This window comes from Rhizobium oryzihabitans (assembly GCF_010669145.1).
Lineage (GTDB): Bacteria > Pseudomonadota > Alphaproteobacteria > Rhizobiales > Rhizobiaceae > Agrobacterium > Agrobacterium oryzihabitans.
Map to the genome: position 1 here is coordinate 1,321,581 of NZ_CP048632.1, position 15,910 is coordinate 1,337,490.

18 protein-coding genes are annotated in these 15,910 nt (G+C 59.9%); 13 read left to right on the forward strand and 5 right to left on the reverse strand.

The genetic code is table 11. The annotated features are described in order from the left end of the window. Positions 1–80 precede the first annotated feature (80 nt). Positions 81–1,796: a cytochrome c oxidase subunit I gene (ctaD, locus tag G3A56_RS06975; protein ID WP_003494249.1), complete on the reverse strand. Its 1,716-nt coding sequence runs from the start codon at positions 1,794–1,796 to the stop codon at positions 81–83. Positions 1,797–1,813: 17 nt separating this feature from the next. Continuing rightward, positions 1,814–2,677: a cytochrome c oxidase subunit II gene (coxB, locus tag G3A56_RS06980; RefSeq protein WP_035242025.1), complete on the reverse strand. Its 864-nt coding sequence runs from the start codon at positions 2,675–2,677 to the stop codon at positions 1,814–1,816. A gap of 443 nt (positions 2,678–3,120) precedes the next feature. Here coxB and G3A56_RS06985 point away from each other — a divergent pair, with 443 nt between their 5' ends. The 5 genes from G3A56_RS06985 to G3A56_RS07005 all read left to right on the forward strand — a co-directional run bounded on the left by G3A56_RS06985 (position 3,121) and on the right by G3A56_RS07005 (position 7,141). Beyond that, positions 3,121–3,645: an invasion associated locus B family protein gene (locus tag G3A56_RS06985; protein WP_003494243.1), complete on the forward strand. Its 525-nt coding sequence runs from the start codon at positions 3,121–3,123 to the stop codon at positions 3,643–3,645. A gap of 83 nt (positions 3,646–3,728) precedes the next feature. Beyond that, positions 3,729–5,144, forward strand: coding sequence for a metalloprotease TldD (gene tldD, locus G3A56_RS06990; RefSeq protein ID WP_082183855.1), 1,416 nt, complete (start codon positions 3,729–3,731; stop codon positions 5,142–5,144). 392 nt (positions 5,145–5,536) lie between these two features. Further along, positions 5,537–5,974 carry a bleomycin resistance protein gene (locus G3A56_RS06995; RefSeq protein WP_082183854.1) on the forward strand — a complete coding sequence of 146 codons (438 nt, stop codon included), beginning with the start codon at positions 5,537–5,539 and terminating at the stop codon, positions 5,972–5,974. Between the two features lie 6 nt (positions 5,975–5,980). Then, positions 5,981–6,655 carry an HAD family hydrolase gene (locus G3A56_RS07000; protein WP_082183853.1) on the forward strand — a complete coding sequence of 225 codons (675 nt, stop codon included), beginning with the start codon at positions 5,981–5,983 and terminating at the stop codon, positions 6,653–6,655. Positions 6,656–6,763: 108 nt separating this feature from the next. After that, positions 6,764–7,141 (forward strand): hypothetical protein, encoded by a 378-nt coding sequence (locus G3A56_RS07005; RefSeq protein ID WP_082184608.1) that lies wholly within the window; start codon positions 6,764–6,766, stop codon positions 7,139–7,141. Positions 7,142–7,195: 54 nt separating this feature from the next. Here G3A56_RS07005 and G3A56_RS07010 read toward each other — a convergent pair whose 3' ends face one another. Then, complete coding sequence (locus G3A56_RS07010; RefSeq protein ID WP_003494231.1) at positions 7,196–7,501, reverse strand: pyrophosphohydrolase domain-containing protein; 306 nt, start codon at positions 7,499–7,501, stop codon at positions 7,196–7,198. Positions 7,502–7,655: 154 nt separating this feature from the next. Here G3A56_RS07010 and G3A56_RS07015 point away from each other — a divergent pair, with 154 nt between their 5' ends. Continuing rightward, positions 7,656–8,435: a sulfite exporter TauE/SafE family protein gene (locus tag G3A56_RS07015; protein WP_164056226.1), complete on the forward strand. Its 780-nt coding sequence runs from the start codon at positions 7,656–7,658 to the stop codon at positions 8,433–8,435. 180 nt (positions 8,436–8,615) lie between these two features. Here the strand turns inward: G3A56_RS07015 and pdxH are convergent, their stop codons facing one another. Further along, positions 8,616–9,236, reverse strand: a complete 621-nt coding sequence (gene pdxH, locus G3A56_RS07020; protein ID WP_003494227.1) for a pyridoxamine 5'-phosphate oxidase — start codon at positions 9,234–9,236, stop codon at positions 8,616–8,618. Positions 9,237–9,292: 56 nt separating this feature from the next. On the opposite strand from pdxH, the gene G3A56_RS07025 reads away from it, so the two are divergent. The 4 genes from G3A56_RS07025 (at position 9,293) to G3A56_RS07040 (ending at position 12,707) form a co-directional block, all read left to right on the forward strand. Further along, on the forward strand, positions 9,293–9,742 hold the full coding sequence (locus G3A56_RS07025) for an RT0821/Lpp0805 family surface protein (protein WP_035218578.1): 450 nt from the start codon (positions 9,293–9,295) through the stop codon (positions 9,740–9,742). 211 nt (positions 9,743–9,953) lie between these two features. Then, positions 9,954–11,069: a DnaJ C-terminal domain-containing protein gene (locus G3A56_RS07030; RefSeq protein ID WP_082183852.1), complete on the forward strand. Its 1,116-nt coding sequence runs from the start codon at positions 9,954–9,956 to the stop codon at positions 11,067–11,069. A 131-nt stretch (positions 11,070–11,200) separates the two neighbouring features. After that, entirely contained in the window at positions 11,201–12,019 is an 819-nt protein-coding gene (gene fabI / locus G3A56_RS07035; RefSeq protein ID WP_003494220.1) for an enoyl-ACP reductase FabI, read from the forward strand. A gap of 94 nt (positions 12,020–12,113) precedes the next feature. Further along, entirely contained in the window at positions 12,114–12,707 is a 594-nt protein-coding gene (locus tag G3A56_RS07040; RefSeq protein ID WP_082183850.1) for a histidine phosphatase family protein, read from the forward strand. Positions 12,708–12,951: 244 nt separating this feature from the next. Here the strand turns inward: G3A56_RS07040 and G3A56_RS07045 are convergent, their stop codons facing one another. After that, positions 12,952–13,212: a DUF1344 domain-containing protein gene (locus G3A56_RS07045; RefSeq protein WP_006699882.1), complete on the reverse strand. Its 261-nt coding sequence runs from the start codon at positions 13,210–13,212 to the stop codon at positions 12,952–12,954. A 40-nt stretch (positions 13,213–13,252) separates the two neighbouring features. Between G3A56_RS07045 and G3A56_RS07050 the strand changes: the two genes are divergently transcribed. From G3A56_RS07050 to ribB, 3 genes are read left to right on the forward strand one after another with little or no spacing between them, the layout of a single operon-like run. Then, positions 13,253–13,660: a hypothetical protein gene (locus G3A56_RS07050; RefSeq protein WP_164055982.1), complete on the forward strand. Its 408-nt coding sequence runs from the start codon at positions 13,253–13,255 to the stop codon at positions 13,658–13,660. Positions 13,661–13,665: 5 nt separating this feature from the next. Then, positions 13,666–14,763: a chorismate synthase gene (gene aroC, locus G3A56_RS07055; RefSeq protein WP_082183848.1), complete on the forward strand. Its 1,098-nt coding sequence runs from the start codon at positions 13,666–13,668 to the stop codon at positions 14,761–14,763. Between the two features lie 12 nt (positions 14,764–14,775). Continuing rightward, entirely contained in the window at positions 14,776–15,876 is a 1,101-nt protein-coding gene (gene ribB, locus G3A56_RS07060; RefSeq protein WP_082183847.1) for a 3,4-dihydroxy-2-butanone-4-phosphate synthase, read from the forward strand. The last annotated feature ends 34 nt before the right edge of the window (positions 15,877–15,910 follow it).

The window sequence follows — 15,910 nt, forward strand, 5'->3', positions numbered from 1 at the left end:
AACGGCACGAAACGATACCGTGCCATCCCATTTTCAGCCACCGGAATGCGCAAGCCCCGCCTGCGCTTCCCGGCCACGCATCAGCGAATGCGCGGAAGCTGTTCCCACTGGTGGTAAGGCGGCGGCGAGGACAGCTGCCATTCAAGCGTCGTCGCACCTTCACCCCAGGGATTGTTGCCGGCGATCCGCTTCTTGGCGAAGGCTTCCCATACGCCGAACAGGAAGATCAACACGGCAACGGCCGAGATATAGGAACCATAGGAAGATACCAGGTTCCAGCCGGCATAGGCATCGGGATAATCGATGTAACGGCGCGGCATGCCGGCAAGGCCGAGGAAGTGCTGCGGGAAGAAGATCAGGTTCACGCCCACGAACATCACCCAGAAGTGCAGCTTGCCGATGAACTCGTTGTACATGTAGCCCGTGATCTTCGGGAACCAGTAATACCAGCCGGCAAAGATCGCAAAGACCGCACCGAGCGACAGCACGTAATGGAAGTGCGCCACGACGTAATAGGTGTCATGCAGCGAACGGTCGAGACCGGCATTGGCGAGCTGCACGCCGGTAACACCGCCGACCGTGAACAGGAAGATGAAGCCGATCGCCCAGACCATCGGGGTCGAGAAGGTCAGCGAACCGCCCCACATCGTCGCAATCCACGAGAAGATCTTGATCCCCGTCGGAACCGCGATGACCATTGTTGCGAAAACGAAATAACGCTGCGCTTCGAGCGAGAGGCCGACCGTGTACATGTGGTGCGCCCACACGATGAAGCCGACCGCGCCGATGGCGACCATGGCATAGGCCATGCCGAGATAACCGAAGACCGGCTTCTTGGAGAAGGTGGACACGATGTGGCTGATGATGCCGAAGCCCGGCAGGATCAGGATGTACACTTCCGGGTGGCCGAAGAACCAGAACAGGTGCTGGTAGAGGATCGGATCACCGCCGCCTTCCGGCGAGAAGAAGGCCGTACCGAAGTTACGGTCGGTCAGAAGCATGGTGATGCCACCCGCCAGAACCGGCAGGGAAAGCAAGAGCAGGAATGCGGTGACCAGAACCGACCAGGCAAACAGCGGCATCTTGTGCAGCGTCATGCCCGGTGCGCGCATGTTCAGGATCGTGGTGATGAAGTTGATGGCGCCAAGGATCGAGGACGCGCCGGCAACGTGCAGCGAGAAGATCGCAAGATCCACCGCCGGTCCCGGCATGCCGTTGGTCGATAGCGGCGGATACATGGTCCAGCCGCCACCCACGCCGTAACCGCCCGCCGGGCCTTCGACGAAGAGCGACAGGAGCAGCAGGATGAAGGCCGGAACGATCAGCCAGAAGGAAATATTGTTGAGGCGCGGGAAAGCCATATCCGGAGCGCCGATCATGATCGGGATCATCCAGTTGGCAAAACCGCCGATCATCGCCGGCATGACCATGAAGAAGATCATGATGAGCGCATGCGCTGTCGTGAACACGTTGAACATGTGCTTGCCGCCGTCGATGGCAGCGTCGCCCTCGAAGCCGTAGACCATGGAAGCCAGACCGTGGAATATCTGGATGCCCGGCTCCTGCAGCTCCATGCGCATGACGACGGAAAGCCCGCCGCCGATGATGCCCGCCATGATGGCGAAGATCAGATAGAGCGTGCCGATGTCCTTATGGTTGGTGGACAGGAACCAGCGGGCGAAAAAGCCCGGCGTATGGGAATGATGCGCATCATGCGAATGATCGTCATGCGCGTGCGCTTCATTTGCGGAATGACCATGCGAGTGATGATCGTCGTGTGTGGAAGGTCCAGCCATTGTCCTCACTCCAGTCGTCAGTTGGTTTCGTTGGCCGCAACATCAACCGTGCGCGGAGCACCGTCGATTGAGGCCATCAGCGCCCGGTTCGCGCCGTTCAGATCAGAAGCGGCGGCGGCGTGCCAGGCGTTGTACTGCTGTTCGGAAACCACCCGAATGGCGATGGGCATGAAGGCGTGGTCCTTGCCGCAAAGCTCGGAACATTGGCCGTAATAAAGGCCTTCCTTTTCCGGCTTGAACCATGTCTCGTTGAGGCGGCCCGGAACGGCGTCGATCTTGACGCCGAAAGCGGGCATGGCGAAGGCGTGGATCACGTCCGTCGGAGCGGCGGTGACCAGAAGGCGAACGGTCTTGCCGACCGGAACGACCATTTCATTATCTACCGCAAGAAGACGCGGATAGCGGGCCTTGTCCTCCTTGCCGGCAGCGGCGCGATCCTGCTCCTTCAGCATGTAGCTGTCGAAGGAGAGCGGCTCTGCGCCTTCAGCGGCCTTGTATTCATAGCTCCACAGCCATTGCGTCGCGGTCGCCTTCAGCGTCAGGTCCGGGTTTTCCGGCTGCGTCAGCTGTGCGTTCAGAAGATTGAACGAGGGGAAAGCGAGGAACAGGAGAATGAGAACCGGCGCGAGCGTCCACACAACTTCGATCGTCGTGTTGTGGCTGGTCTTGGAAGGCACCGGATTTTTCGCGGCGCGGAATTTCAAGGCGACGATAATGAGCAGCGCAAGAACGAAAAGCGTAACAGGAACAATGAACCAAAGCGTATATTGTTCGAACCAGCGTATTTCGTGCATGATCGGCGTGGCTGCCTCCTGCATGCCCATTTGCCAATGCACCGGCTGATCGGCCTGGGCGCCGACAGCCGTGAGCAGACAGGTCATCCCCGCCAGTGCTGCGTAAATCCTATTCGTCACGGTACCCTCTCCCTCACGCGTCTGATCTTGATCAATCACAAACGCAGAATCCATGCTAATGGTACTAACTTCAAACCACAGTTTGTCCTCAGCCGCAATATGCGTCGGGACACGGATGCGCCCCAATTTTGCCATTGGTCAATCCACGGACGACTTTCTCCGCTCCCATGCCGGAGGGACTGGCCGAACGCAGTTTCAAACGGCGCAAATGCGACGAAGCCCCTTCTTAACGCCGGGTTTGCGGCCAGTTTCGTCGCCGGATAATAAATGTCGTGCAAGGCAAATCACACGTCCATACGCACGGACAGGTCCTATTTCCGCCCAACTCCGCTGGAATTGAAGGCTCAAGGCTTTTTTTTCCGGATTATAGCGTCAGAATAGCCGCACTGATTCGAATCCCAGAGGTATCCATGCGTCTTTCCCCGCTCGCGCGCACTTTTCTTGCCGCCGCCGGTCTTGCCATCATCGCCCCCGCCGCTGCGGCGCTGGCGCAACAGCAGCCGCCCGGCACGCCGAAGTCGACGCATGGCGCCTGGTCTGTGATCTGCGACAAGCCGGCAGGCGCGTCCGAAGAACAATGCGCCCTGATGCAGAACGTGATTGCCGACGACCGCCCGGAAGTGGGGCTTTCGGTGGTGGTGCTGAAGACGGCCGACCGCAAGTCGCGCATCCTGCGCATCCTTGCGCCGCTCGGCGTGCTGCTCAAGGACGGCATGGAGCTTTATATCGACAACAACAATATCGGCCGGGCCTATTTTACCCGCTGCTTCTCCGAGGGCTGCTATGTCGAAGTCGATATCGACGACGAATTGCTGAAGGTTCTGCGCGCCGGCAAGGCCGCCGTCTTCGCGCTGCGTGAATCCGTCGATCAGGACCGTGTCGGCATTCCGATCGAACTGACCGGCTTTGCCGAGGGCTACGACGCGCTTCCTTAAGACTGCTTGCCATCAAAGGCCAGCCTTGCTTCTGCCCGCTCCAGTCCCTAAATCGGTCATAACGATCAAGACTGGAGCCGCCGATGACCAACGACCTTGTAAATCTCTTCGATTGCGACGAGTCGCAATTGCGCAAGCTGGTCGCCGAAGCGCTTACCGGCGCGGATGATGGCGAGCTTTTCATCGAACATGCGCAGGCCGAATCGCTGACCTTCGACAATGGCCGGCTCAAGGGCGGCTCCTTCAACACCGACCAGGGTTTTGGCCTGCGCGCCGTTGCCGGCGAGACAGTGGGTTACGCCCATGCGGGCGAGCTTTCTCAAAGTGCGCTGAAACGTGCTTCGGACGCGGTCGGCGCAGTTACCAGAGGTTATTCAGGCTCCTATGCCGCCGCACCCCAGCGCACCAACAAGAAGCTTTACGGCGACGAAAACCCGATCGGCAGCCCGAGCTTCGAGGAGAAGGTGAAACTTCTCACCGACATCGACGCTTATCTGCGGGACAAGGATGCCAATGTCCGGCAGGTGACGGCGACGATTTCCGCAAGCTGGCAGGTGGTGGATATTCTGCGCGCCGATGGCCACCGCGTCAGCGATGTCAGGCCCATGACCCGCATCAATATTTCCGTGGTCGCAGGTGAAGGCGACCGGCAGGAAAGCGGCTCCTACGGCATTGGCGGCCGCGTCGGCTTTGGCGATTTCATCACGACGGAGAACTGGCAGCGCGGCGCCGACGAGGCGCTGCGCCAGGCGCTGGTCAACCTCACCGCCATCGATGCGCCTGCTGGTACCATGGATGTGGTGCTCGGCTCCGGCTGGCCCGGCGTCATGCTGCATGAGGCGGTCGGCCACGGTCTGGAAGGCGATTTCAACCGCAAGAAGACCTCGGCCTTCGCCGGCCTGATGGGCGAGATGGTCGCTGCTCCCGGCGTGACCGTCGTGGATGACGGCACCATCGACAGCCGTCGCGGCTCGCTGACCATCGATGATGAGGGAACACCCTCGGCCTATAATGTGCTGATCGAGAACGGCAGGCTGGTGGGCTACATGCAGGACCGGCAGAATGCCCGGCTGATGGGCGCGAAGGCCACCGGCAACGGGCGTCGGCAGGGTTATGCCTATGTGCCGATGCCACGCATGACCAACACCTACATGCTGTCTGGGGACAAGACGCCGGAGGAGATCATCGCCTCCGTCAAAAAGGGCATATATGCCGTTTCCTTCGGCGGCGGACAGGTGGATATCACCTCCGGCAAATTCGTGTTCGGCTGCACCGAGGCCTACCTGATCGAGAACGGCAAGATCGGCGCGCCGGTCAAGGGCGCGATGCTGATCGGCAACGGGCCGGACGCGATGAAGCGTGTCTCAATGATCGGCAACGATTCGAAACTCGACACGGGCATCGGCAATTGCGGCAAGGCCGGGCAATGGGTGCCGGTCGGTGTCGGCCAGCCGCATCTGCGCATGGACCAGATCACCGTCGGCGGCACGAAGGCGTAAGTCTTTCGGCTTGCGGCTAGTGGCGTAAGTCACGATGCACGGCGCGGCCTTTGTCGTGATGTGGCGAAATCCACATCCGTCATTCCGGCCCTGAGCCGGAATCCAGCCGACGCCCGTTCGCGCGGCGAGAAAGACTCCTTTTCAGCCCAAGGACTTGGGCTGGCTGGATGCCGGATCTAGTCTGGCATGACGGTGGGAATGTCGTGGCCTGATGGAAAATGGAACCTCGTGCGACAGGTTCAGCCCGTAGCGTCGCAGGCAGTCTCAGCCCACAGCGTCGCACATGGCTGCCATGATGAGGATTTCTCTGGCAAGTCACCTGTAAGACGCTAAGATCGCCCCACCACCGCAGGCCACTCCTCCCACCCCGGGCTTGCGCGGCAAAGGAGACCATGACCATCATACGAAATGCCCTCGTCCCGGAACTAGCCGTCAGCGACTGGCAGAAAAGCCGCGCTTTTTATTGTGACCTGATCGGTTTTCATGTGGTTTATGAGCGTGCCGAAGAGGGTTTTGCCTATCTGGCGCTGGGTAACGCGCAGCTGATGATCGACCAGATCGGCGCGACCCGGACCTTCGTTGCGGAAAATGCAGCACTTGAATTTCCGCTGGGGCGCGGCATGAACCTGCAGCTCGCCGTCCCCTCGCTGCAGCCGGTTCTCGCACGGCTGGAGCGGGCCATGATCGATCTTGTCCTGTCGCCGGAAGAAAAATGGTACCGACGCGGCACCGTCGAAGTCGGCAACCGGCAATTCATCGTCGCCGATCCGGACGGCTATCTGATCCGCCCGTTCGAGAGCCTCGGCGAACGCCCCTTCCGGTTCGGTTAAGTCACCATGCTGCCTTTTCTTCCTCATGCTGTCGTTTTCGACATGGACGGATTGTTGATCGAAAGTGAGACGCTTTATCGCGATTCCTTTCTGGCCGCATCGGATGAGGGCGGCCACGGCATGCGGGTCGAGACCTATCAGAAGGTCTGCGGCAGCCCGTGGGACGTCATCACCGGAACCATCTTTGCCGATTATGGCGCGGATTTCCCCATCGATAGCTTCCGCGACGCGTGGCTCCGGCATCTTGCCGTGCTGATGGCGGAAGGCGTAGCGCTGAAACCCGGCGTCGTCGAGATTCTCGATCTCCTCGACCGGCTCGACATTCGCCGCGCCATCGCCACGTCCTCGCGGCATGATTCGGTGACGCGCCATCTCGGGCCCTACGATCTGCTCAGGCGTTTCGACACCATTGTCGCACGCGGCGACTATACGGATCCGAAGCCCTCGCCCATGCCCTATCTGACCGCCGCAAAACGTCTCGGCATCGATCCGGGGCAGTGCCTTGCGCTTGAGGATTCCTATCACGGCGTCCGCTCCGCCTCGTCGGCTGGCATGCTGACGATCATGGTGCCTGATGTCGCGCCGCCGACGGATGAAATGCGGGAAAAATGCGTCGCTGTATCAAGCGACCTTCATGCGGTTGCAGGCCTTCTGCAAAAGGCGCAACTTTCAGAGGCATGAAAGCGCGTCACATGGCTTTAGCCATTGGTCTTTATGATGAGGCACATATCGGCTGAAAGGCCGATCCTGTTCGAATTCATTGTCAGCGCATTCATAAATGGAGTGGTCATGCTGCTTGTCGCCGTGTCGCTCGCGACATTTATCCTGCTCGTTCTTTCCGCATTTCAGATTACCCTTGCGGCGGGTGCGCCTCTCGGTCGCTTCGCCTGGGGCGGCGAGCACAGGGTTCTTCCAGCCACGCAGCGCATTGCCAGCGTGGGGTCTGTCGCGATCTACGCCCTTGCCGCATCTTTTCCGCTGCAAAAGGCAGGCGTCATCACTCTCTGGCCGGCAGGCTGGATCGAAGCCGGCATCTGGATCATCGCCTGCACGCTTGCGGTGAGCATCGGGCTGAACGCCATGTCGCGAAGCCGTGCGGAGCGGCGGGTCATGACACCGGTGGCCGCCATTCTCGCAACTCTGTTCTTCATGGTCTCGCTCTCATAATCGCAGCAGTGGCAGAGCCGGCAACGTGGAGGTCGAATCGCACGCCACGAACTGTCATGCCGGCGGCGTAAAGCGCCACTTGCGTTCTATCGACCCTTTGATGTCGAGACCGTTATAATGGGCCAGCAACAGCACATGGCCGAGGAGATCGGCGGTTTCGTCGGCCAGATCCCGCTTCATCTCCTCTTTGCTCGTACCCTTGCTGCGCCCTCGCCCCGTCAGCCGGTTCCAGGCCTGTGTGACCTCGCCAACCTCTTCCTGAAGCTTCAGCATGTACCAGTCCGGGTCGCGGAAGATTCCGTTTTCAGCAGCATATTTTTGCGAGGCTTCTTCAAACTGGTGCATCATGACAGCAAGCATTTGTTCATCCTTTGTTCCTGCGCTACAACTCTAATCATGATTCTCCAACGGCGTCGACCCTTAAGGGGGTCGTGCAACCATGAACGGAAATTTTCGCGACATGCGCCTGCAAGCGAGATAGAGAAAAGGTATTCGAACAACCGTGCCATCGCCCATGTCCCACCTCGATTTTTTCTCGGCTCTCATCACCGCGCATAGCCCGTCGCTGCTTGCGATGTTTGCGGGCGCTGCCTTTCTCGCCGGCCTTGCGCGCGGTTTTTCCGGTTTCGGCGCAGCCCTCATCTTCATTCCGCTGGCGAGCGCCATCGTCGGGCCACGCATCGCCTCGGCGGTTCTGCTGGTGGTCGACGGCGTTCTGACACTCGGCATGATACCGCCCGCATGGCGCATGGCGGACCGGCGGGAAGTCTTCACCATGGCGGCCGGTGCACTTGTCGGCGTTCCGCTCGGAACACTCCTTCTTTCCAACGGCGATCCACTCGCGCTGCGCTGGATCATCTCCGTCGTGGTCGTCGTGCTCCTATTGTTCCTGCTTTCCGGCTGGCGTTATAGCGGCCGGCCGAAAACGCCGCTGACCCTGTTCACCGGGCTTGTCGCCGGGCTGTTTTCGGGTGCTGCACAATTGGGTGGCCCACCCATCGTTGCCTACTGGCTCGGCGGCGCCCTCAAGGGCGCCTTCGTGCGCGCCAATGTCATTCTCTATTTCGCGATTTCGACGGTAATCTCCACCGCCAGCTATTTTTTCAACGGCCTGTTCACCGCCGATGTCCTGGTTTTCTTCCTGCTGGCGCTGCCATTTTACGGGGCGGGTCTTTATGCCGGCGCGCGTTTGCACGGGCTTGCCGACGAGGCGGCGTTCAGGCGCATCTGCTACGGCCTGATCGCCATTTCCGCCGTCATCGGCCTGCCGCTCTTCGATTCGCTGCTGAAATAGGTGGAGAGAAGGGACTGCCTTTCAACTGCAACAACAGTGCGCTTGCTCTTCCGTCATCCTCGCCCTTGAGGCGAGGATCCACAATCAGGCGCGACCATGGATCCCCGGGTCAAGCCCGAGGATGACGTCGAGTTTGGCGTGAGATTTCACCAACAGCTCAAACGGCCCGCCTTTACCGCATCAAGGATACATGCGGACCTTGGACCAGGGCGCATCCGGCGTCTCGCGGCGGAATTCGACGCGGTCGTGCAGACGGAACTTGCGGTCGTGCCAGAATTCGATGCTGACGGGGCGAATGCGGAACCCGGACCAGTAGGACGGGCGCGGAATATCGCCGATCGCATATTTGGCGGTATATTCGGCGACGGCCTTCTCCAGCGCGAAACGGCCTTCCAGCGGCCGCGACTGCTTCGACGCCCAGGCGCCGATGCGGCTTCCGCGCGGGCGCGAAGCGTAATAGGCGTCCGCTTCCGCATCGGTGACGATCTCCACCTCGCCGCGCAGGCGCACCTGCCGACGCAGGCTTTTCCAGTGGAAACACATGGCCGCTTTTTTCTGGCCGAGGATTTCGCGTCCCTTCTGGCTTTCGAAATTCGTATAGAAAACGAAGCCGCGATCATCGACGTCCTTCAGCAGCACCATACGCACATTCGGCAGGCCGTTTTCGTCCACAGTTGCGAGTGCGACCGCGTTCGGATCGTTGATTTCGGAGGCCGCTGCATCCTTCAGCCATTCGGCAAAAAGCGTGAACGGTTCATTTTCTTCAGTGAAGTCACTGGATGTTAACCCCGTTTCCGACATATTGACTAAAATGCTCCCGAGCTGATTTGGACCCCAGAGATGATCTCTGGTGAAAGATGGTGACCGTCATAGCAAAGTCGAACAGTCGAACAAAGGGCCTCCTTTCGTCGATCGCGGAAGTTTCCGCCGTCGTCTCAATGCTCGTGGTGCTGAGCGGATGCGTCAGTCTCGATCTGTTCGGCGGCGACAAGGTCGATCGCTCGCTTTCCACCGCCTCCGTTCCAAACCAGCAGAATAACGGGCCGCAGACCGACGACGCGACCATCCGCAACGCGGTGACATCGGCGGATCTGGCCAAACTTGCCGACCAGCCGCTGCCCTGGGCAAATGCCGCAACCGGCAGCGCCGGCGTCGTGACCGCCATTCACGAAGACAAATCCAGCGGTTTCGTCTGCCGCGAATTCAGGACGACACGCCACTCCTTCGAGGGCGTTGCAGCCTATGCCGGCCAGGCCTGCCTGTCGGAAACCGGCGAATGGCTGCTGACACGCTTCGAGCAGAAATAATCTGTTTACCTTGGCGCATGGAATAAGGCCGGCCCCAGCCCGGCGCGTATCCTCCGTAAAGAACTGATTAGCAACTTATTGCAACAGTCGACGTTGATAAAACGAGGGCGTGCAGGCGAATGATCGCGGGCATCCCTTTTCGGAGGGGTTAGTTTCAGGATTGCGCCATGAGCGGCAGCATGCACCTGAGCCAATGTAACTGGTGTTTCGCATGCGCGATCCATATTCGATCCTCGGCGTAAAACGTGACGCCCGCCACGAGGAAATCAAGGCCGCCTGGCGCACGAAGGCGAAAACCGTCCATCCGGACGCCAATCGCGACGACCCCGATGCCTCGGCGCGATTCGCCGAGATCGGACAGGCCTATGATCTTTTGAAAGACCCCAAGAAACGCGATCTCTACGATCAGGCCCGCAGGGCGGCCGAGAAGAAGCAGCGCGGCGAAACCATCATGCAGCAGCGGGAGGCAGCGCGCGAGGCTGCCGAGCGCGCCAAAGCCGCCGAGAAGCTGATGGAGGAGCTGGCCCGCGCGGATGCCCGCAACAGGGCGCAGACCGGCCAGAAGACAGATGGCCGGCCGGAAACGGCCGAGGATATCGTCGAGCGGATATTTGGCGCAGAGGCGCAGAACGATCCCAAGGTGCAGCAGGCGGCGGAAGCCGCGAAAGCGGCGGCCAGCGGTGCAAGAAGCGATATGCCGGCTGCTGGCGAAACGGCGCAGCCGGGTACCGCCGACGACAAAACCTCCTCAGCCTCGCTTGCAGCCAATCTCTTCAGCGCCCTCGTGCGCCGCTTCCGCGCACCGCAGCCGACACCGGAAAAAGCACCTGACATTACGGCGGAAGCCACGGTCACGGTCGCAGACCTCCTCGAGCGCAAGTGGATCACCGTTGCGCTTGCCGAGGAGCGCGAAGCCCGTTTCCAGCTCGAACCCGGCATGACCGACGGTCACGTGGTGCGGCTGAAGGGACAGGGGCTGAAGCTTCCCAACATGGCGCGCGGCGATCTTGCCGTGACATTGCTGGCTGCACGCGACGACATCTTTTCCCTTCGCGGCTTCGATATTCACACGACGCTGCCGATCTCGCTCGGCGATGCCGTTCTGGGTTGCGAAACGATCGTGAAAACGCCGCTCGGTGAGGAAAATCTCACCATTCCGGCCTGGTCCGGCTCTGATCGTGTGCTCAGGCTTGACGGCAAGGGTCTTGCCGATGGCAAGGGCGGGTATGGCGATCTCGTCATTGAATTGCGCATCATCCTGCTCGAAAAGCCGGATGAAAAGGTGACCGACCTCATGCGGCACATGCGCGAAGGCCTCTATTTGTGAAAGTTTTGCGAATAGGCGGGACAACGCACCCTTTGTTACGCTCCCTAACAGTTGATGATCTTTGGCAATCTTGAACAGGATTGCAGCCTATGCCATAGGCAGGATCAATCGAAAGTATCAGGGAGCATAAAATGGCTCAGGCATCCGGCCTCATGGCTGGCAAACGCGGCCTCATCATGGGCGTCGCCAATAATCGTTCAATCGCTTGGGGCATTGCCAAGGCTTGCGCGGACGCAGGCGCGGAACTCGCACTCACCTGGCAGGGTGATGCGCTGAAGAAGCGCGTCGAGCCCTTGGCGCAGGAACTCGGTGCATTCATGGCCGGCCACTGTGACGTGACCGATCTCGAGACGATCGATGCGGTTTTTGCCGGGCTGGAAAAGCACTGGGGCAAGATCGACTTCGTCGTGCACGCCATCGCTTTCTCCGACAAGGACGAGTTGACCGGTCGTTATCTCGACACCAGCCGCGACAATTTCAACCGCACCATGGACATTTCCGTCTTCTCGCTGGCCGCCGTTGCCAAGCGCGCCGAGCCTGTCATGAATGATGGCGGCTCGATCGTCACGCTGACCTATTACGGCGCCGAGAAGGTCATGCCGAACTACAACGTCATGGGCGTGGCCAAGGCCGCACTCGAGGCAAGCGTGCGTTATCTCGCCGTCGACCTCGGCAATCGCGGCATCCGCGTCAACGCCGTTTCCGCCGGCCCGATCAAGACGCTTGCGGCTTCCGGCATCGGCGACTTCCGTTACATTCTGAAATGGAACGAGTACAATGCGCCCCTGAAGCGCACCGTTTCCATCGAGGAAGTCGGCAAGTCGGCGCTTTACCTGCTGTCCGACCTTTCGACGGGCGTGACCGGCGAAATCCACCACGTGGATTCCGGTTACCACACCATCGGCATGAAGGCGGTGGACGCGCCTGACATTTCGGTGGTCAAGGACTGACCGCCACGAGATCAAATAATTAGAGCGGGATGGCGAAAACTGCTCTCAGTTTTCGCCATCCCGCTTCAGGAATGCTTGAAACAGGGGTATCGCCTTGCTCGTCTATGTGATCCGACACGGACAAACGGACTGGAATGCGATACGCCGGCTTCAGGGCCAGAAAGACATTCCGCTCAATGATTTTGGCCGCCAGCAGGCGGTCGGCAACGGCAAGGTCCTGGCGCGTATTCTCGGCGCATCGGCTGATGATTTCGACTACGTGGCAAGCCCGCTCGGGCGCACGCGCGAGACCATGGAACTGATGCGCGGGGCCATGGGGCTCGATCCCAGGGCCTACCGCACCGATGACCGTCTGGTCGAAGTTTCCTTCGGTGACTGGGAAGGCCAGACCCTTCCGGAACTGAAAAAAGAGTTTCCCGACCGGGTGAAGGCGCGCAAGGCCAACAAATGGGACTTCATTCCCCCCGGACAGGATGCCGAAAGCTATGAAATCCTCTCCTGGCGCATCGGCGCATGGCTATCCTCCGTCGAGGTTCCGACGGTATGCGTCTGCCATGGCGGCGTCATCCGCTCCATCTTCCGGCTGGTGTCAGGCATGGACAAGGACGAGGCCTCACGGACGCAAATCCCGCAGGACCGGATTTTGAAAGTCGAGATGGACAGGAATAGTGCGGAGTGGATTTCGTAAAGGAATTGCGGCAATGGCTTCCTCAATTGCGGACAGAATCCGCGACGTAAAAATCAATAGCAGCGGGCGACTTTAATCTGGCCGGTTTCTCGGAGAACTCCCTCATTCCTGTGCTTGTCACAGGAACCCAGCCAGCCCAAGTCTTTGGGCTGAAAAGAACTCCTCCCGCCGCGCGGACGCGCGTCGACTGGATTCCTGTGACAGGCACAGGAATGAGGGTGGATAATAGCTACCGCCTGGAAATTTACTCAACGACCTGAAGATCGTCGACCACGCGTTTGCCATCCACTTCCGTGTAGAAAACCACGACCTTGACGCCCGCTTTCAAGCCTTCGAAATTGAACTCTTCCGGCACGCGATAGGTCTTGCCGTCGTTGAGCGTAATGCTGAGGCCATTCGCGTCGATCTTGCTGATCGTTCCCTCCACGTCGACGCTCTGGGCGAAGCCGTTGATGGGCATCAAAAGGTTGGCGGTAGCCAGAAGGGCGGCAATCATCATACGCATCGATCTAGCTTTCGTGGATTTGCGTGAAAACCTTACATGCATGAAGAATTGCCTTTCGAATGTGGCGGAAATTGCCCGCAACCATGACATTTTCGGCCCAATTGATGAACGGATTTGGGATCGCGTTCAAGCCGTTAGTGATTTTTACACCGCATTTCGCAGCAATATTGGAAAACTCCGGATTAGCGTGGAAAACGCCGGCATCTTTATACTCTCGTCATCTCCCAAAACCCGGGGGTTCACACCGAATCATTTCCCCAGCCGGGTCTATTCTCCGTGGTTATGTGTGTCGCCCTGCGGCCTGTCGCGCTTCGTGAACGGTATGTCACCTTCTTATCGGGCCTGCGATGAAAGAAAGGCTTTTGCCTTGGTCTCATTTTCCACTATGACAAATCCGCTTGTTTTAAACGGCCCCTGTCCGCAGGTCGGCCCTGTTTTCCGGTCTTGAAAAATATGTCGCATAACAGCTTCGGTCATCTTTTCCGCGTTACCACCTGGGGAGAAAGCCATGGGCCCGCCTTGGGCTGCGTGGTGGATGGCTGCCCGCCCGGAATTCGCTTCACGCTTGCCGAGGTGCAGCACTGGATGGACAAGCGCAAGCCCGGCCAGAGCCGCTTCGTGACCCAGCGCCGCGAGGACGACATTGTAAAAGTCCTCTCCGGCGTGATGCTGGACGAGGACGGCGAGACGATGGTGACGACCGGCACGCCGATCTCGATGCTGATCGAAAACACCGACCAGCGCTCCAAGGATTACGGCGAGATCGCAAGGCGCTTCCGCCCCGGCCACGCCGATTTCACCTATGACCTGAAATACGGCATTCGCGATTATCGCGGCGGCGGGCGCTCTTCCGCGCGCGAGACGGCGGCGCGTGTCGCCGCAGGCGCAATCGCCCGCAAGGTGGTGCCTGATCTCAATGTGCGCGGCGCGCTGGTGCAGATCGGCAAACACAGGATCAACCGCGACAATTGGGACTGGGATCAGATCGACCAGAACCCGTTCTTCTGCCCGGATGCGGCCATGGTGCCCGTGTGGGCAGACTATCTCGATGGCATCCGCAAGGCGGGATCGTCGATCGGCGCCGTTGTCGAAGTGGTGGCGGAAGGGGTTCCGGCCGGCATCGGCGCACCCATTTATGCCAAGCTCGATCAGGATATCGCCTCCAATCTCATGTCGATCAACGCCGTCAAGGGCGTGGAAATTGGCGAGGGATTTGCCTCCGCCGAGCTTTCCGGCGAAGAGAATGCCGACGAGATGCGCATGGGCAATGACGGCAAGCCTATTTTCCTCTCCAACCATGCCGGCGGCATTCTGGGTGGCATCGCGACCGGCGAACCTGTTATCGCCCGCTTCGCCATCAAGCCCACCTCCTCCATTCTGACCGAGCGCCAGTCGATCGACGCGGACGGCAACAATGTGGATGTGCGCACCAAGGGCCGCCACGACCCCTGCGTCGGCATTCGCGCCGTGCCGATCGGCGAAGCTATGGTGGCCTGCACCGTTGCCGACCATTACTTGAGAGATCGCGGCCAGACCGGCCGGTTGAAGTGAGGTAGACTAGAAATGGCATATGATCAGAAACGTGTCGTCGACGCCATCCGCGCTTTCGAAGCCGGCGAGATCGTTGTCGTGACCGATGATGACGACCGGGAGAACGAAGGCGATCTGATTATTTCGGCGGTTCATTGCACCGCGGAAAAGATGGCCTTCATCGTGCGCCACACATCCGGCATCGTCTGCGCCCCCATGCCGCGTGAGGAAGCCAAGCGGCTGAACCTCAATGCCATGGTTGCCGAAAACGACAGCGCCCATACGACCGCCTTTACCGTCAGCGTCGATTTCAAGCACGGTACCACCACCGGGATTTCGGCCGACGACCGCACGCTGACGGTGCGCAACCTCGCCAACCCCAATGTTGGCGCCGCCGATTTTACCCGGCCCGGCCATATCTTCCCGCTGATTGCCCGCGAAGGCGGCGTGCTGATGCGCTCCGGCCATACCGAAGCGGCCGTTGATCTCTGCAAGCTGGCGGGACTGCCACCGATCGGCGTCATCTGCGAGCTCGTCAATGATGACGGCACCGTCACGCGCGGGCCGCAGGTCACTGCCTTTGCGGACAAACACCAGCTGAAGCAGGTTTCCGTCGCCGACCTCATCGCCTATCGCCAGCGCAAGGAAACGCTGGTGGAGATGGAATCCGCCTTCACCATCGAAACGCCTTTCGGACCGGCCAAGGCGCAGACCTATTCCCTGCCCTGGGACCGCATGCAGCACATGGCGGTGATTTTCGGCGATATTCGCGATGGCGTCGATATTCCCGTTCGCCTGCATCCCGAAAACGTTGCTGACGACGTGTTTGGCGACCGCCAGCCGGTGCGGCACTATATGCAGAAGATCGCCGAGGAAGGCCGAGGCGTCATCGTCTATCTGCGCGAAGGCTCCGTCGGTGTCGGCCAGGTGGCCGGACGGCGCAAGTCACGCGATCCGGACGAGGCGCATGCGCAGGCCCGTTCCCGCGAAAATGAGTGGCTGGAAATCGGCCTCGGCGCGCAGATCCTGAAGGACCTCGGCATCAGTTCGATCAAGCTGCTGACGACGCGCGAACGCCATTACGTCGGCCTCGAAGGTTTCGGCATCAAGATTTCGGCGACGGATATCTGCTGATTTGGGGCTTTGCGAGAGCGCTTCGGTCTAGTGC

Coding starts and splice junctions, on each gene's coding strand:
- G3A56_RS07015 (WP_164056226.1), top strand. CDS start 7,656: ATGTCCCACCTCGATTTTTTCTCGGCTCTCATCACCGCGCATAGCCCG.
- coxB (WP_035242025.1), bottom strand. CDS start 2,677: ATGACCTGTCTGCTCACGGCTGTCGGCGCCCAGGCCGATCAGCCGGTG.
- fabI (WP_003494220.1), top strand. CDS start 11,201: ATGGCTCAGGCATCCGGCCTCATGGCTGGCAAACGCGGCCTCATCATG.
- G3A56_RS07030 (WP_082183852.1), top strand. CDS start 9,954: ATGCGCGATCCATATTCGATCCTCGGCGTAAAACGTGACGCCCGCCAC.
- G3A56_RS07025 (WP_035218578.1), top strand. CDS start 9,293: ATGGTGACCGTCATAGCAAAGTCGAACAGTCGAACAAAGGGCCTCCTT.
- pdxH (WP_003494227.1), bottom strand. CDS start 9,236: ATGTCGGAAACGGGGTTAACATCCAGTGACTTCACTGAAGAAAATGAA.
- ctaD (WP_003494249.1), bottom strand. CDS start 1,796: ATGGCTGGACCTTCCACACACGACGATCATCACTCGCATGGTCATTCC.
- ribB (WP_082183847.1), top strand. CDS start 14,776: ATGGCATATGATCAGAAACGTGTCGTCGACGCCATCCGCGCTTTCGAA.
- G3A56_RS07010 (WP_003494231.1), bottom strand. CDS start 7,501: ATGCTTGCTGTCATGATGCACCAGTTTGAAGAAGCCTCGCAAAAATAT.
- G3A56_RS07000 (WP_082183853.1), top strand. CDS start 5,981: ATGCTGCCTTTTCTTCCTCATGCTGTCGTTTTCGACATGGACGGATTG.
- G3A56_RS07045 (WP_006699882.1), bottom strand. CDS start 13,212: ATGCGTATGATGATTGCCGCCCTTCTGGCTACCGCCAACCTTTTGATG.
- tldD (WP_082183855.1), top strand. CDS start 3,729: ATGACCAACGACCTTGTAAATCTCTTCGATTGCGACGAGTCGCAATTG.
- aroC (WP_082183848.1), top strand. CDS start 13,666: ATGTCGCATAACAGCTTCGGTCATCTTTTCCGCGTTACCACCTGGGGA.
- G3A56_RS06995 (WP_082183854.1), top strand. CDS start 5,537: ATGACCATCATACGAAATGCCCTCGTCCCGGAACTAGCCGTCAGCGAC.
- G3A56_RS06985 (WP_003494243.1), top strand. CDS start 3,121: ATGCGTCTTTCCCCGCTCGCGCGCACTTTTCTTGCCGCCGCCGGTCTT.
- G3A56_RS07050 (WP_164055982.1), top strand. CDS start 13,253: ATGAAGAATTGCCTTTCGAATGTGGCGGAAATTGCCCGCAACCATGAC.
- G3A56_RS07005 (WP_082184608.1), top strand. CDS start 6,764: ATGCTGCTTGTCGCCGTGTCGCTCGCGACATTTATCCTGCTCGTTCTT.